Source organism: Winogradskyella sp. MH6 (assembly GCF_022810765.1).
In the GTDB taxonomy this organism is placed as follows: Bacteria; Bacteroidota; Bacteroidia; order Flavobacteriales; family Flavobacteriaceae; genus Winogradskyella.
In genome coordinates this window covers 3,048,978-3,062,655 of record NZ_CP094494.1, presented here as the reverse complement: position 1 = coordinate 3,062,655, position 13,678 = coordinate 3,048,978, and the positions used below count along the sequence as shown (strand labels likewise).

13 protein-coding genes are annotated in these 13,678 nt (G+C 34.1%); 7 read left to right on the top strand and 6 right to left on the bottom strand.

Features of this window, described 5'->3' with window-relative positions:
* Positions 1 to 100: 100 nt before the first annotated feature.
* Positions 101 to 778, top strand: a complete 678-nt coding sequence (locus MST30_RS13675) for a DUF2461 domain-containing protein (RefSeq protein WP_243471967.1) — start codon at positions 101 to 103, stop codon at positions 776 to 778.
* Here MST30_RS13675 and MST30_RS13670 read toward each other — a convergent pair.
* Both MST30_RS13670 and MST30_RS13665 read right to left on the bottom strand, forming a co-directional pair.
* Positions 773 to 1,219 carry a hypothetical protein gene (locus tag MST30_RS13670; protein WP_243471966.1) on the bottom strand — a complete coding sequence of 149 codons (447 nt, stop codon included), beginning with the start codon at positions 1,217 to 1,219 and terminating at the stop codon, positions 773 to 775. The two genes, MST30_RS13675 and MST30_RS13670, sit on opposite strands and share 6 nt — an antisense overlap.
* Positions 1,220 to 1,227: 8 nt before the next feature.
* On the bottom strand, positions 1,228 to 1,644 hold the full coding sequence (locus MST30_RS13665) for a glyoxalase (protein WP_243471965.1): 417 nt from the start codon (positions 1,642 to 1,644) through the stop codon (positions 1,228 to 1,230).
* A gap of 179 nt (positions 1,645 to 1,823) precedes the next feature.
* Here MST30_RS13665 and MST30_RS13660 point away from each other — a divergent pair, with 179 nt between their 5' ends.
* Both MST30_RS13660 and MST30_RS13655 read left to right on the top strand, forming a co-directional pair.
* On the top strand, positions 1,824 to 2,711 hold the full coding sequence (locus MST30_RS13660; RefSeq protein WP_243471964.1) for a DUF72 domain-containing protein: 888 nt from the start codon (positions 1,824 to 1,826) through the stop codon (positions 2,709 to 2,711).
* A gap of 40 nt (positions 2,712 to 2,751) precedes the next feature.
* Entirely contained in the window at positions 2,752 to 3,147 is a 396-nt protein-coding gene (locus MST30_RS13655; protein WP_243471963.1) for an acyl-CoA thioesterase, read from the top strand.
* On the opposite strand, the gene MST30_RS13650 is transcribed toward MST30_RS13655, so the two are convergent.
* On the bottom strand, positions 3,144 to 4,382 hold the full coding sequence (locus tag MST30_RS13650; protein ID WP_243471962.1) for a mechanosensitive ion channel family protein: 1,239 nt from the start codon (positions 4,380 to 4,382) through the stop codon (positions 3,144 to 3,146). The genes MST30_RS13655 and MST30_RS13650 overlap by 4 nt on opposite strands.
* Positions 4,375 to 4,668 (bottom strand): DUF3817 domain-containing protein, encoded by a 294-nt coding sequence (locus MST30_RS13645; protein WP_243471961.1) that lies wholly within the window; start codon positions 4,666 to 4,668, stop codon positions 4,375 to 4,377. Before MST30_RS13645 ends, MST30_RS13650 begins: the two co-directional genes overlap by 8 nt.
* Before the next feature lie 135 nt (positions 4,669 to 4,803).
* On the opposite strand from MST30_RS13645, the gene MST30_RS13640 reads away from it, so the two are divergent.
* The 3 genes from MST30_RS13640 to MST30_RS13630 all read left to right on the top strand — a co-directional run bounded on the left by MST30_RS13640 (position 4,804) and on the right by MST30_RS13630 (position 8,360).
* Entirely contained in the window at positions 4,804 to 7,275 is a 2,472-nt protein-coding gene (locus MST30_RS13640; RefSeq protein WP_243471960.1) for a zinc-dependent metalloprotease, read from the top strand.
* Positions 7,276 to 7,280: 5 nt separating this feature from the next.
* Positions 7,281 to 7,736 (top strand): DUF4251 domain-containing protein, encoded by a 456-nt coding sequence (locus MST30_RS13635; protein WP_243471959.1) that lies wholly within the window; start codon positions 7,281 to 7,283, stop codon positions 7,734 to 7,736.
* 168 nt (positions 7,737 to 7,904) lie between these two features.
* The gene (locus tag MST30_RS13630; protein ID WP_243471958.1) at positions 7,905 to 8,360 is read left to right on the top strand and encodes a cold-shock protein; all 456 of its coding nucleotides are present in this window, start codon (positions 7,905 to 7,907) and stop codon (positions 8,358 to 8,360) included.
* Positions 8,361 to 8,493: 133 nt separating this feature from the next.
* Here the strand turns inward: MST30_RS13630 and MST30_RS13625 are convergent, their stop codons facing one another.
* Both MST30_RS13625 and MST30_RS13620 read right to left on the bottom strand, forming a co-directional pair.
* The gene (locus MST30_RS13625) at positions 8,494 to 10,725 is read right to left on the bottom strand and encodes a type IA DNA topoisomerase (protein WP_243471957.1); all 2,232 of its coding nucleotides are present in this window, start codon (positions 10,723 to 10,725) and stop codon (positions 8,494 to 8,496) included.
* A gap of 47 nt (positions 10,726 to 10,772) precedes the next feature.
* Positions 10,773 to 11,708 carry a LysM peptidoglycan-binding domain-containing M23 family metallopeptidase gene (locus MST30_RS13620; RefSeq protein WP_243471956.1) on the bottom strand — a complete coding sequence of 312 codons (936 nt, stop codon included), beginning with the start codon at positions 11,706 to 11,708 and terminating at the stop codon, positions 10,773 to 10,775.
* A gap of 124 nt (positions 11,709 to 11,832) precedes the next feature.
* On the opposite strand from MST30_RS13620, the gene MST30_RS13615 reads away from it, so the two are divergent.
* On the top strand, positions 11,833 to 13,386 hold the full coding sequence (locus MST30_RS13615; RefSeq protein ID WP_243471955.1) for a DEAD/DEAH box helicase: 1,554 nt from the start codon (positions 11,833 to 11,835) through the stop codon (positions 13,384 to 13,386).
* The last annotated feature ends 292 nt before the right edge of the window (positions 13,387 to 13,678 follow it).

The following is a 13,678-nucleotide window of genomic DNA, read 5'->3' as shown; positions in this document are numbered from 1 at the left end:
TTTAGACCACTAATATAAAAATGTAAAATTATTCATTTACATAACCTCAAAAGCCATCAATTCTGATGGCTTTTTTCTATTTTTATACAAACAAAAAACTATGAGTGCCATTATACCAAAAGAAACATTTTCCTTCTTTAATAAACTAGCCAAAAACAATAATAGAGATTGGTTCAATGAGCATAAACCAGAATTTAAAGCCATTGAAACTAAAATCAAATCTGCATACAACCACTTAGGAGAATTGATGAGTGCTCACGATCAGATTGAAAAAATTAAAATCTTTAGAATTTACAGAGATGTACGTTTTTCAAAAAACAAGCTACCATATAAAACACATTTTGGAGGCTCTTTTGCAAGAAAAAAGCCAGAGTTAAGAGGTGGTTATTATCTTCACATTCAACCCAACAATGAATCGTTTATTGCTACAGGATTCTGGGAACCAAACAAGGAAGATTTATTTAGAATTAGAAAAGAGTTTGAAATGGATGATAGTGAAATGAGAGAAATTCTAAATGATAAAACGTTTAGTAAAACTTGGGGAAGCTTTTTTGGTGATGAGCTAAAAACAGCACCAAAAGGTTTTGATAAAGAACATCCAGCCATAGATCTTATTCGCAAAAAGCAATACATATTCATCAAAAAGTATTCAGATGAAGAAGTGCAACAAGAAGATTTTCTTGATAATGTAAATGATGCTTTTAAGAAAATTAGGCCTTTCTTTGATTATATGAGCGATGTACTCACTACAAACCTCAATGGAGAGTCATTGCTATAGTATATCTTTAATTTCATAAGATTTACCATTAAATTCAAATTGGTAACCAACAGATTTAGACTTAATAAGTTGTCCAATAGGAGACTGAATTGAGATAATGTAATAATCCTCATCGTTAACAGTAACTTTTCCTTTACTAATAGCAATGTAGAAATTAATGCTGTCAGTTTTTACAATACTTCCCAAAACAACGTTTTGAGAAACAACATTGGGTTTTACCAGATTAAGGTAGTCTTTTACTTTTTGAGCCTCATTAAGATAGTTAAGGTTTTTTTCTAAGTCCTCTAGCAATTGCGAGTTGCCAGATTCTCCGTCCTCATCACTAATCTTATCATTACTTTCTATAGACTCTTTTATAAAGGATATTTCGTTCTTATAGTTCGAAATTCTTTTGCTTACATCCTGTAAACAAATATCCAGTAGTTCTTGTTTTAATTTCATTATGGTGTCTAAACCGCCTTCAAAACCTCTGGCTTGGTAAATGCTTGAATACTATCAATAAAACGCTCTTTTACGATATTCATCATTCGCTTATTTAAAGCAGATGAATTCTGAATATAAATTGCATATTCTTCTTCTGTAAACTGACCAATAATCATTCCTTTTACAGAGTTTCTAAACTTCATATCCTTGTGAATAGCATTGTCTATATAAGACAGTTGTTTAGACACACTTAATTCGTAAAACACATTCTTGTGTTTAGCAATGTAGTTTTTAAAAACCGCGATAAACAAATCATGTTGCATTTTTATAATAGGTCGTAATGTTTTATTCTGAAATAGCTCATCAGAACTCATGGAATCATAAATTTTTGCAGAAGAAATTACAGGTCTAATAGACAATAAATGCTCAGTGCGTGTTGCCATGGTTAAGTCATTTTGGATTAATCTGGAATTAAATTTAGCCATTAAGATTATCTATTACCAGAGCAGCGGATATTGTTGTTAACGGTGTTATTAACATTTCAGATTTTAATATTTAAAAATCCAATTCAAAATACTATAGCAACTCACCATTTACTGCTATCTTTGAGAAAACTCGTATTATGAAATTTGGAAGTGTAGACCATCCTGAACATATAGATTTTACTCTGCCGCCAGACCATCCTGACACCTTAAAAACACTACAAAAAAATCCTTCAGATAATACTCAGGTTTTTGTAGGCTGTGCCAAATGGAACAAGGCAGATTTAAAAGGATTCTATCCAAGAGGAACAAAAGACGAGTTAGAATATTATTCACGTCAGTTTAATTCTATTGAGCTCAATGCAACGTTTTATAGAATTTTCCCTCCCGAACAGTTTGAAAAATGGTATGATAAAACACCAGATAATTTTAAATTCTTTCCAAAACTAAATCAAGAAATTAGCCATTGGAAACGTCTAAATGATGATGTTGCACCTGTGGTAGATAATTACCTTTACAGTGCTGTAAATCTCAAAGAAAAGTTAGGCTGTGTCTTTTTGCAAATGCACAATAATTTTGCTCCAAAAGATTTTGATCGTGTGATAAATTTTATTGAAGGTTGGCCAAAAGAGATTCCTTTAGCTGTAGAGTTTAGGCATACAGGCTGGTACAACGACAAAGCCATAGCTGAAGATTTATACCAATTATTAGAAGAAAACAATATTTCAAACATTATTGTAGATAGTGCAGGACGACGCGATATTATGCACATGCGTTTAACCAATTCTAGAGCATTTGTGCGTTATGTGGGAGCAAATCATCCAAGTGACTACACACGTTTAGATGATTGGGTAGAGCGATTAAAGCATTGGAAAGACAATGGTATTGAAGAAATAGACTTTTTTGTACATCAAAATATTGAAAAAGAGTCTCCTTTACTTTCAGCGTATTTAATTAAAAAGCTAAATGCCGAATTAGGAACAGATTTAAAGATTCCAAATGAGGAGCAGCAACAAAAACTTTTATAAACACCAAACTACTATAAACTAAACACTAATTACTAATAATATGAGATTCCATACAAGAAAATGGGTAAAACCCGAAGATTTAAATGCCAACGGAACACTATTTGGAGGTCAGCTTTTGGCTTGGATAGATGAGGAAGCGGCATTGTACACCATAATTCAACTCGAAAACTCTAAAGTGGTAACCAAATACATGTCAGAAATCAATTTTATGGCTTCTGCTAAGCAAGGTGATATCATTGAAATTGGTATTGAAGTAACCAAATTCGGTAAATCATCAATGACTTTAAAATGCGAGGCCAGAAACAAAATGACCAGAGAAACCATCCTAACGATTGACAACCTTATCATGGTAAATCTTGGTCCTGATGGTAAACCAAAACCTCATGGAAAAACAGAGGTAGAATTTGTAAAAGATAGATTAAAAGACAACGATTAGTTATTGTTACCTAAAGACAGTTCGTAGATTTCTAAATCAAAATACTTTACAGAGGCCAAAACATGGTCAAAAACATCACCAATAATATACTCGTAGTTTTCCCAACGAATATCGCTGCTAAAAGCGTAAATTTCCATAGGGATACCTTGTGGTGTAGGTTCTAGTTGGCGCACCATTAATGTCATATCTTTATTTATAGCAGAGTGGTTATCCATATAAGTCTGTAGATACTTCCTAAAAACACCAAAGTTGGTAAGGTTTCTACCATTGATAAGAATGGATTTATTGATGCCTTTTTCTGTATTAAACTTTTTTATCTCTTTAGAACGTTGTTCAATATAATTAGAAATAAGCTCAATATGTTTAAAGCGTTCTATATCATCATCAGATAAAAACTTAATAGTAGAAGCTTTTATAATTACCGATCGCTTTATTCGTCTGCCACCAGAATTCATCATACCTCGCCAGTTTTTAAACGAGTCAGATATCAGCGCATAAGTAGGAATCGTAGTTATGGTTTTATCCCAGTTTTGCACTTTTACTGTGGCTAGGTTAATTTCAATAACATCACCATCAGCACCATATTTTTCGAAAGTAATCCAATCTCCAATACGTACCATATCATTGATGGATACTTGAATACTGGCAACAAAACCAAGAATAGTATCTTTAAAAATCAACAAAATCACCGCAGAAGCTGTTCCTAAAGAAATGGCAAAATTCAAAAATGTTACGCCTGTAAGAATGGAAAAGGTTGCAAAAATTCCAAGTATCCAGGCAAAGATCATAAACACCTGGATGTAGCTATCTATAGGTTTGTCTTTATATCTTGGTAATGTTTTAAGATAATCTTTTACTGAGTTAAGGAAACTTCTAATAATCCTTAGCGTGAGTAAGATGGTAATAATCTTAAGGGTTTTCTCAACTATATTCTCAAAATATGAAAAGTCTGAAAATACATCTGGAACAAACTCAATAAGAATGATTAAAGGAATGATATGCGCAACATTTCTAGGAAGTTTGTTGCTTATTAATATATTGTCAAAGTTGGTTTTGGTACGGTTGGCAATACTTGCAGAAAATTTCCAAAGTATACGTTTGGTAATATAATCTACAATAAATGCAATAATAAGTAGTCCTAATAATAGTGCTAGCATATTTAAATACTGTGCAGTATTTTCAGAAACACCTTGCTCTATAAGCAAATCGTATATGTAATGTCTTATACTAAGCATTTACTGTTTTTAGGTATTTTCTATCAATATAAAACGTACCAAAAGGAATAATAGATGCAATAAGCACAATCCATAAAGTGCGGTTATCCCATTTCATGTCTTTACTCATTAAAACAGCCAAAACAACATAAGCAATAAACAAAAGTCCGTGTGGCATTCCTAACATTCTTACATACTGAGGGTCATCAGCAAGGTACTTTATAGGCGTAGCAATAAATAGTAATAAAATGTAAGACACACCTTCCAGAAGGGCTACTATTCTAAATGTCGGTAATAATTTTGACATACTTAAATTTTTATGCAAAAGTACTGTACAACTAAGGAATAACCATAGCATTTTAACAGGTTTTAAGAAATAAACAAAAACTAGATTTCAAATACTTATCTTTAGGCTTTCGATCAAAAATTAAATCCTCATATAATGAAAAAAATTCTGGTATTATCTCTTGTGTCAAGCCTATGTTTTTCATGTGCTACTGTAAAGAAATCTTCTAAAGCCAAAAACCAGCAAACTACAGCTGTTACAAAACCTCAAGCACCAAAAAAGAAGCAAGGTAAAATTAAAGACTACAACGAAGTAATTACTAAAGATGCTATAACAGACAAAGGGCTATTTGATGTGCATGTTGTGGACGACAAATACTACTTCGAAATTCCTACTAAATATCTAAATACAGATATGTTGTTGGTAAGTCGCTTGGCTAAATTGCCAGCAAATCTAGGTGGAGGCTATGTTAATGCAGGTACTAAAACCAGCACCAGAATGATTAACTGGGAACGTTTTAGAGATAAAATTCTCATTAAAGAAAAGTCCTCTAGTGCTGTAGCTGCAGATAGTTTGCCAATCCATGTATCTGTAAGGTCTAATAATTATGAACCAACCTTATATGCTTTTGATATTGCAGCGTTTTCTAAGGATTCTTCTGCTATAGTGGTTGATGTAACCAAGTTTTACAGTTCAGATATAAAAGCTATTAGTGGTTTACCATCTTTTTTCAGAAAACAATACAAGGTTAGAGGTTTAGATAATTCAAGAAGCTTTATTAATGCTATGCGTAGCTATCCTCAGAATATTGAGGTAATTCAGGATTTTACTTATAATGCCGCTGAGCCACCTTCAAATTCTGGAACAGAAACTATTAGTGTTCAAATGAATCAATCCATGATTTTGTTACCAGAAGAACCTATGCAACCTCGTTATTTTGATGAACGCGTAGGTTGGTTTACATTAAGCCAATATGATTATGGCAGCGAAGAACTTAAAGCTGACGAGAAAACATACATAAGACGTTGGAAATTAATACCAAAAGATATAGAAGCCTATAAACGAGGTGAATTGGTTGAGCCTGTAAAACCTATTGTATATTATTTAGATCCGGCAACACCTATGAAATTCAGAACATACATGAAAGAAGGTATAGAGCTTTGGCAAAAGGCTTTTGAAGCTGCAGGATTTAAAAATGCAATTATCGCAAAAGATCCTCCAACCAAAGAAGAAGATCCTGAGTTTAGTCCAGAAGACATTCGGTATTCTGTAGTGCGTTATGTAGCAAGTACCACACGTAATGCCACAGGACCAAGCGTTTCAGATCCACGTAGTGGTGAAATTATAGAAAGTGACATCATCTGGTATCATAACCATTTGCGTTCGTATAGAAATCGCTACATGTTAGAAACAGGAGCTGCAAATCCATCCGCAAGAACATTAAATACTCCAGATGAAGAAATTGGTGAAATGATGAAAATGGTGATAGCTCACGAAGTTGGGCACACATTAGGATTACCACACAACATGAGCGCAAGCTATGCCTATGATGTAGAAAGTTACAGAGATGGTGCTTTTACTCAAAAAAACGGAATTGCAGCAACAATAATGGATTATGCACGCTACAATTACATAGCACAACCAGGTGACGAGAACATACGTTTTATACGTCAGTTAGGACCTTATGATGATTACGCTATTAACTATGGTTATCGTTACATTCCTAATGCTACATCTGCTGATGACGAAAAGGAAACCTTAGATAATTGGATTACAGAAAAGGCTGGAAATCCTATTTATAAATTCGGAAAACAAAGCAGTCGTTTCGACCCAACTGCACAAACCGAAGACATTGGCAACAATAGCATTAAAGCAAGTACTTACGGACTTAAAAACCTAAAAGTTGTTGCTAAAAACCTATCGAGTTGGACGAGTGATAAGACTAACAATTATGAAGATTTAGAAGAACTATATAGTGAACTTTTAGGTGTTTGGAGTCGCTACGTTGGCCATGTGGTAACGCATGTAGGTGGTGTAGTAGAAGACACTAAAAATCCTTCTCAAAGTGGTTTAGTTTACAATCCTGTAGATAAAGGCTATCAAAAATCAGCAATACAATGGTTGCATAAAAATGCTTTTGATACTCCAGGTTGGTTAATAGACGAAACCATCGTAAAAAATATTGACTTTGCTGGCTATACAGATAGAATTAGACGATTACAAACACGCCATCTAAACAATGTTATGGATTTTGAACGTCTAGGCAGACTCATAGACCATAAAGCAATGGATAATAGCAATTACTCTGCATTAGATATGATGAAAGATTTACGCCTTGGAATTTGGTCTGAAACAAAATCAGCTGCTAATGTTTCTATTTTTAGAAGAAACTTACAACGTGCTTATATTGATAGAATGGAGTATTTAATGACTGAAAAAATAGATCCTAATAGAAGTAGACAGTATTTTAATGTCAATCAGTCTGATGTGAGATCAATTGTTAGAGGTGAATTAAATCAGTTAAAACGAGTTTTAGCTTCTGCAGCCAATTCTGGTGTAAACACAGATACAAAATACCATTACAGAGACTGTATTGAAAGAATTAACACTATATTAGAGCCAAAATAAAAATCATGAAAAAACTACTTATATTCTGTTTTTTAATAGTAATAGTAAGTCCTTCAATAGGCTTTTCGCAATCGGCTTTAACCAAAGAGGAAAAGGTACAAGCTATGTACAACCTTAATAAGAAAATAGTTGAATCAAAGAATTTCAATTTTATAGCAACTTGGGTTTTTAGTGATAGTGAAAGAGGTGAAGTAAATGAAGATACCAATACAATCACAATAAATAAGTCTAATATTTATGGTGCGCTTTCTACATTAAATGCTAATAAACCATCTATAATGTTAAAAGGTAGTATGCAGAATTATAATGTAAATTTTAATGATGAAACCCATCAAATTACCATCAGCTTTAGAATTGGTGCATACAACGCAACACTTGCAGTAAAACCTAATGGAATTGCATTTTTAACTTTGAATTCTCAAAATAACAAAACAATTACTTATAAAGGTTTCGTTAAATAATATTTAAAACAGTACCTTTGATTAGTTTATTGAAGATACACCTCACAAATAACATTAATTCTTAGTTATCTTTTTGGTTTAATACACTATTCATTGTTAAGTTAATTAACTCGTTTGCATTGTATATTTTCATGAGCAGACACAATTATTAACTACAAATTATATTGAATGGGTAGATCGCAACAGACATTTAGCAAAACCGAAAAAGAAAAAAAGCGCTTAAAAAAACGAGAAGAAAAACGTAAAAAAATGGAAGCTCGTAAATTAGACAAAGAAGAAAATGGAACTAATGGCATCCCTATAGCATACGTAGATCATAACGGAAATCTTACCGATACACCTCCTGATCCTTCTATGAAGGTTAAGATAAAGGCAAAAAATATTGAAATAGGCATACCTAAAAAAGAAGATGTAGAAGAAGAGTTTGATCCTATCAGAAAAGGTAAAGTGTCATTCTTTAATGAATCTAAAGGCTACGGTTTTGTTTTAGATACAGAAACCAATGAAAAACATTTTATACACATCAGTGGTGTCATTGACGATATCATAGAAAATGACAAAGTCACTTTTGAACTCGAAAAGGGACAGCGTGGTATGAATGCTGTTAAAGTCAAAAAAGCTTAAACTCAGTATGCGCGCTATAGATGATATACCGCATTTTCAAGTCATGGGTGTAGGCCAGATTCTGAAGAGGATTTTTATATTCCAATAAAGTCAATCTAAGTTTTGATGTCAGGCTGAGCGCAGTCAAAGTTTATTAAAAGCCAACCCTAAAGTCACACCCCGTTTTATAATTACTACACCCAAAAGCAGTTTTCCCTTTTAAAATGGTACCTGTTTTACACTTTGGGCAAGCATCACCAGCTTTAACCTGTCTTTTAGCGGTTTGCTTTGGTTCTAGTTTTAGTTTGAAGTTATCATCAAAACGCAATAAGCCCTCAATAGATTCTCCTTGTATTTTAAAACCTTTAAGATTCACCGTTGAACCTTTGCTTAGTAATCGTAAATACTGATTCTCAGAAATCTTTTTAGCACCATACATAAAAGGTAGTACAAAATCACAACCTTTGCCGTAAAGGGTACAGCCATAAGCCGATTTTCCTTTTACCAATTGTCCGTTTTGGCATTTAGGGCAAGTAGTACCAATCAATTTTTCATTTTTAGACTTCGCCTTCGATTTCGACTTTCCAACAGGTTTATTGTTTACGGCAGAAATACGTGTTTCTACCTTTTCGCTTCGTACTTCATATACCAAAGCATCAACCATGCGTTTCATACCTTTAATAAAAGCATTGGCACTAATGTCACCTTTTTCAATATCCTTTAATTGCTTTTCCCAAGTACCTGTAAGTTCAGCAGATTTTAAGAGTTCATTCTGAATGGTATCTATCAACTGAATACCTGTAACCGTTGGTAAAATCTGCTTTTTATTTCTTTTAATGTATTTACGCTTAAAAAGTGTTTCAATAATATTGGCACGTGTAGACGGACGACCAATACCGTTCTCCTTCATTAGGTCGCGTAGCTCATCATCATCCACTTGTTTGCCTGCCGTTTCCATAGCGCGTAGGAGAGAAGCTTCGGTATATTGTTTTGGTGGTTTGGTCAGTTTTTCTAAAAACGAAGGTTCGTGTGGTCCTTTTTCACCTTTGGTAAAAGTTGGTAAAATAGTATCTTTTGTCATGCTGAGCGCAGTCGAAGCATCTTTCTTCTCAAACACAACACGCCAGCCTTTAGATAAAATTTCCTTTCCTGTAGTTTTAAAGTTTACATCATCAGCTTTTCCAATAACTGTGGTATTAGACACTTTACAATCTTCATAAAAAACAGCAATAAAACGTTTTACGATAATATCATAAACTTGCTGCTCTGCTGGTTGCAAATGCGTTTGCATTCCGGTGGGAATTATAGCATGATGATCGGTAACTTTTTTGTCATTAAAAACCTTAGAAGACTTCTTTATCTTTTTATTTAATAAAGGTTGTATAAGCGAAACGTAATCAGTTAGTTTAGATAATATGCCTTTAACCTTTGGATAAATATCATTGGGTAAAAACGTGGTGTCAACTCTAGGATAGGTAACCACCTTTTTTTCATACAATCGTTGCGCTATTTTTAGAGTATCATCTGCCGAAAAACCAAACTTGGTATTACAATACACTTGCAGTCCTGTAAGGTCAAAAAGCTTGGGCGCATATTCGGTACCTTTTTTCTTGCTTATTGAAACAATTTCAAACTCATGCTCCTTAACTTTATTGGCTAGCTTTTCACCATCCTCCATGTTTAGGAAACGTCCTTCTTCGTAGCTAAAAAGCGTATCTCTGTATAAGGTTTGCAATTCCCAGTAAGGCTGTGGTACAAAGTTCTCAATTTCTTTATAGCGATTCACCAACATCGCAAGGGTAGGAGTCTGCACACGACCTACAGATAACACTTGTTTATAGCCACCATGTTTTACGGTATATAAACGTGTAGCATTAATACCTAAAAGCCAATCTCCTATAGATCTAGAAAAACCTGCATAATACAAATTATCATAGTCTTCGGCTGGCTTTAGGTTTTCAAAACCTTCTTTAATAGCTTCTGTTGTTAAGGATGAAATCCATAAACGCTGAACTTTGCCTTTGTATTTGGCTTCACTGAGTACCCAACGCTGTATTAATTCTCCTTCTTGTCCGGCATCACCACAGTTAATAACGACTTCTGCTTTATCAAAAAGGCTTTTAACAATTTTGAATTGCTTTTTGATACCTTGATTGTCTGCAACCTTAATTTTAAACTTCTCAGGAAGCATCGGAAGATTGTTCAAATCCCAACTTTTCCAATAAGGCTTGTAATCACTCGGTTCACAAAGTGTACAAAGATGACCAAAAGTATAAGTTACAGCATAGCCATTGCCTTCAAAGTAACCATCACGCTTGGTGTTGGCACCCAAAACACTTGCAATTTCTCTTGCAACACTCGGTTTTTCGGCAATACAGACTTTCAAATTTTACAGAGTTTTAAAGACTGCAAAATAAATAAAATATAGAATTTTTAAAGCTCTAAAATTAGCTTTTGACCAATCCGTAGTGTAGAAGTACGTTTTATCTTATTGGTTCTGCAAATAGAAGCAATACTCGTTTGGTTGCGTTTAGAAATTCGGGATAAAGTATCTCCTTTTCTAACCACATAAACTTTACGCTGTTTTTCTAAACTGGCTAAGGCTTCTTCCTTAGTGTTAAATAAGGTAAGTTTGGCCAAGCCTCTAGAGCTGTGGTAAGTGGTTCTGGTCCATTTGTGTGTAACCCAAAGATCTTGAGAACGAATCGTATTGGTAGCGTCAAAATTAAAAAGGTACTCAGGATGAATGTATTCTCCTTTATAGCTTGTTACAAGATGCAAATGGCTACCTGTTGAGCGTCCTGTATTACCACCTTTACCTAGATACTGACCTTTTTTAAGGGTGTCGTTGGCTTTTACTGCAATATGCGAAAGATGCGCATAAGTGGTTTCTAAGCCATTAAAATGACGCACAACAACCGTTTTTCCATGACCACGACTGTATCTGGCAAACCTAACTACACCATCTAGTATAGAAACAACAGAGTCTCCGGTTACCAAATCAATATCAATACCTTTGTGTGGTCGTCCTCTGCGCCAGCCGTAACGAGAGGTAATAACTTTTGTGTGTGGTACAGGTGATGCATAAGTACTATCAGAAAATGTGATGTTGATTGGGAACTCAGTTACCGCAATATTTTTATAAGGATTGTATACAGTTGTATCCCAATACTCAGCCTTAATATCTGGCAAATCGCTAAGTAGGGTATCGCTACCTGATGCTAAAGGAATTTCTATTTCTTTAACCAGATTGGCTTTCTTGTAAGTTGATGGTAATGTGATTTTTAAAGTTTCAGATGAGCTTTCATTTTGTGCAATAACACAGGTTAAACTCATAAAAAATGAAAAGGCAAAAAGAAGGGTTTTCATTAAATTATAAATATGCTTTCGGTTGAAAGAACGCTAAATTAAAACAAATATTGTTAATCGCAAATCACTTTATTCATCGACTAAAAAGCCTTAATTTTGCACTTTTAAATTTCACAATACATATATGTCGCAAACAAACCAAGCTGTTCAAGAAAAGAAAACCGATAAAGAATTATACGATTACCAACAAGGAGCCATAAGCCAGATCTTCGAAAAATTTGATAACGCTCCAGACGATTACCACTTATTGTATCAATTGCCTACAGGTGGTGGAAAAACGGTTATCTTTTCTGAAATGGTACGTCAGTACTTAAAAAACCACAATAAAAAGGTTTTGGTAATGACGCATCGTATTGAGCTTTGCAACCAAACATCTAAAATGTTGAATAGTTTTGGTGTTACCAACAAAGTGGTAAACAGTAAAGCAAATTTAGATGACCAGGCAGAATACTCGTGCTTTGTGGCTATGGTAGAAACCTTAAACAACCGTCTTAATGATGATATGCTAGACATCTCAGATGTTGGCTTGGTAATTATTGATGAGGCACATTACAACTCGTTTACAAAGTTGTTTAAGTTCTTTGAAAAATCCTTTATCCTAGGTGTTACCGCAACACCGTTGAGTTCTAATAAAGAGTTACCTATGAAAGGTAACTACAACGAACTCATTACCGGAGAAACCATTGAAAACCTTATAGAAAACGAATTCCTGGCGCGTTGCGAAACCTATGCTTATGATATGGGATTAACATCGCTAGAAGTAGGTTCTAATGGTGATTATACCGTAAAGTCTTCCGAAGATTTATACACCAGTCCGGCAATGCTTCAAAAAACAGTAGATGCCTACAAAAAACATTCGCTAGGTAAGAAGACGCTTATTTTCAATAATGGTATCAATACTTCAATTAGTGTGTATTATGCCTTTAGGGAAGCTGGTTTGCCAATTATGCATTTAGATAATACAGCTACCAAAAAGCAACGTAAACAGATTTTAGATTGGTTTCACGAAACTCCAAATGCCATCCTAACCTCAGTAAGTATCCTAACAACGGGTTTTGATGAGCCTACTATAGATACAATTATACTCAACAGAGCTACAAAATCCTTAACATTATACTACCAGATGATTGGTCGTGGCTCTCGTATTCTAAACAATAAAGAAAAGTTTACGGTAATAGACCTTGGTAATAACTTATACCGTTTCGGACCTTGGGGAGCCGATTTAGATTGGCAACTGATTTTTAAATCTCCTAACTGGTATGCAGACCGCATTAAGGATGACGAAGCTATTGAAGCTGGTTTTAAACACGATTTAGATGACGAAATAAAAGGGGAGTTTGCAAAGTCCGAGGACACCTACTTTGATATCAGACAATGCTACAAGGACGCTGTTGATGCTGGTGAATCTTCTAAAGTGGTTTTAGAGCGTTCAATAGAACATCATGCTAAAATCTGTATCGAGAACAGCGAAGATGTATACGATGCCTTAGCATTAGCCAAATTGTTAAAAGACGATATCAACCAACGTATTGAAGTATACGCTAAGTGTATTAGCAAGAGCACACACAATTTCTTAAAATGGTTAAAAGACGATTACCAAAAGAAACTCAACTCGTACCTACGTACTAATTTCGATGAAAAGTTCGAAGAAATCCATGGCTATCCGCCAGAGGATTAATACACTTGTATTAGAAAATAAATAATAGAAGCCTGATTTTTTAATCGGGTTTTTTTTATAAAATCAATAGCCATACAGACGTTTTATTAGGAAAGCATAAAAATATTGTGTATTTTTATATTCACCTCTTTTCTGCAAGAAACACTCCCAAACTTTTTGTTATCCCTAAATATACTATTGTGGTAGCACCATGATCTTGCTTATCATATGTTTAATTGTTGACCACATATGATACATTCCCGTTTACTTCAATATGTAAAGTGGCATTCTATTGAGTACCAGTAATACATAA

Excerpts from the sequence above, each read along its gene's own strand:
- MST30_RS13630 (WP_243471958.1), top strand. The coding sequence starts at position 7,905 with ATGGGTAGATCGCAACAGACATTTAGCAAAACCGAAAAAGAAAAAAAG.
- MST30_RS13670 (WP_243471966.1), bottom strand. The coding sequence starts at position 1,219 with ATGAAATTAAAACAAGAACTACTGGATATTTGTTTACAGGATGTAAGC.
- MST30_RS13640 (WP_243471960.1), top strand. The coding sequence starts at position 4,804 with ATGAAAAAAATTCTGGTATTATCTCTTGTGTCAAGCCTATGTTTTTCA.
- MST30_RS13660 (WP_243471964.1), top strand. The coding sequence starts at position 1,824 with ATGAAATTTGGAAGTGTAGACCATCCTGAACATATAGATTTTACTCTG.
- MST30_RS13620 (WP_243471956.1), bottom strand. The coding sequence starts at position 11,708 with ATGAAAACCCTTCTTTTTGCCTTTTCATTTTTTATGAGTTTAACCTGT.
- MST30_RS13650 (WP_243471962.1), bottom strand. The coding sequence starts at position 4,382 with ATGCTTAGTATAAGACATTACATATACGATTTGCTTATAGAGCAAGGT.
- MST30_RS13635 (WP_243471959.1), top strand. The coding sequence starts at position 7,281 with ATGAAAAAACTACTTATATTCTGTTTTTTAATAGTAATAGTAAGTCCT.
- MST30_RS13665 (WP_243471965.1), bottom strand. The coding sequence starts at position 1,644 with ATGGCAACACGCACTGAGCATTTATTGTCTATTAGACCTGTAATTTCT.
- MST30_RS13615 (WP_243471955.1), top strand. The coding sequence starts at position 11,833 with ATGTCGCAAACAAACCAAGCTGTTCAAGAAAAGAAAACCGATAAAGAA.
- MST30_RS13655 (WP_243471963.1), top strand. The coding sequence starts at position 2,752 with ATGAGATTCCATACAAGAAAATGGGTAAAACCCGAAGATTTAAATGCC.
- MST30_RS13645 (WP_243471961.1), bottom strand. The coding sequence starts at position 4,668 with ATGTCAAAATTATTACCGACATTTAGAATAGTAGCCCTTCTGGAAGGT.
- MST30_RS13675 (WP_243471967.1), top strand. The coding sequence starts at position 101 with ATGAGTGCCATTATACCAAAAGAAACATTTTCCTTCTTTAATAAACTA.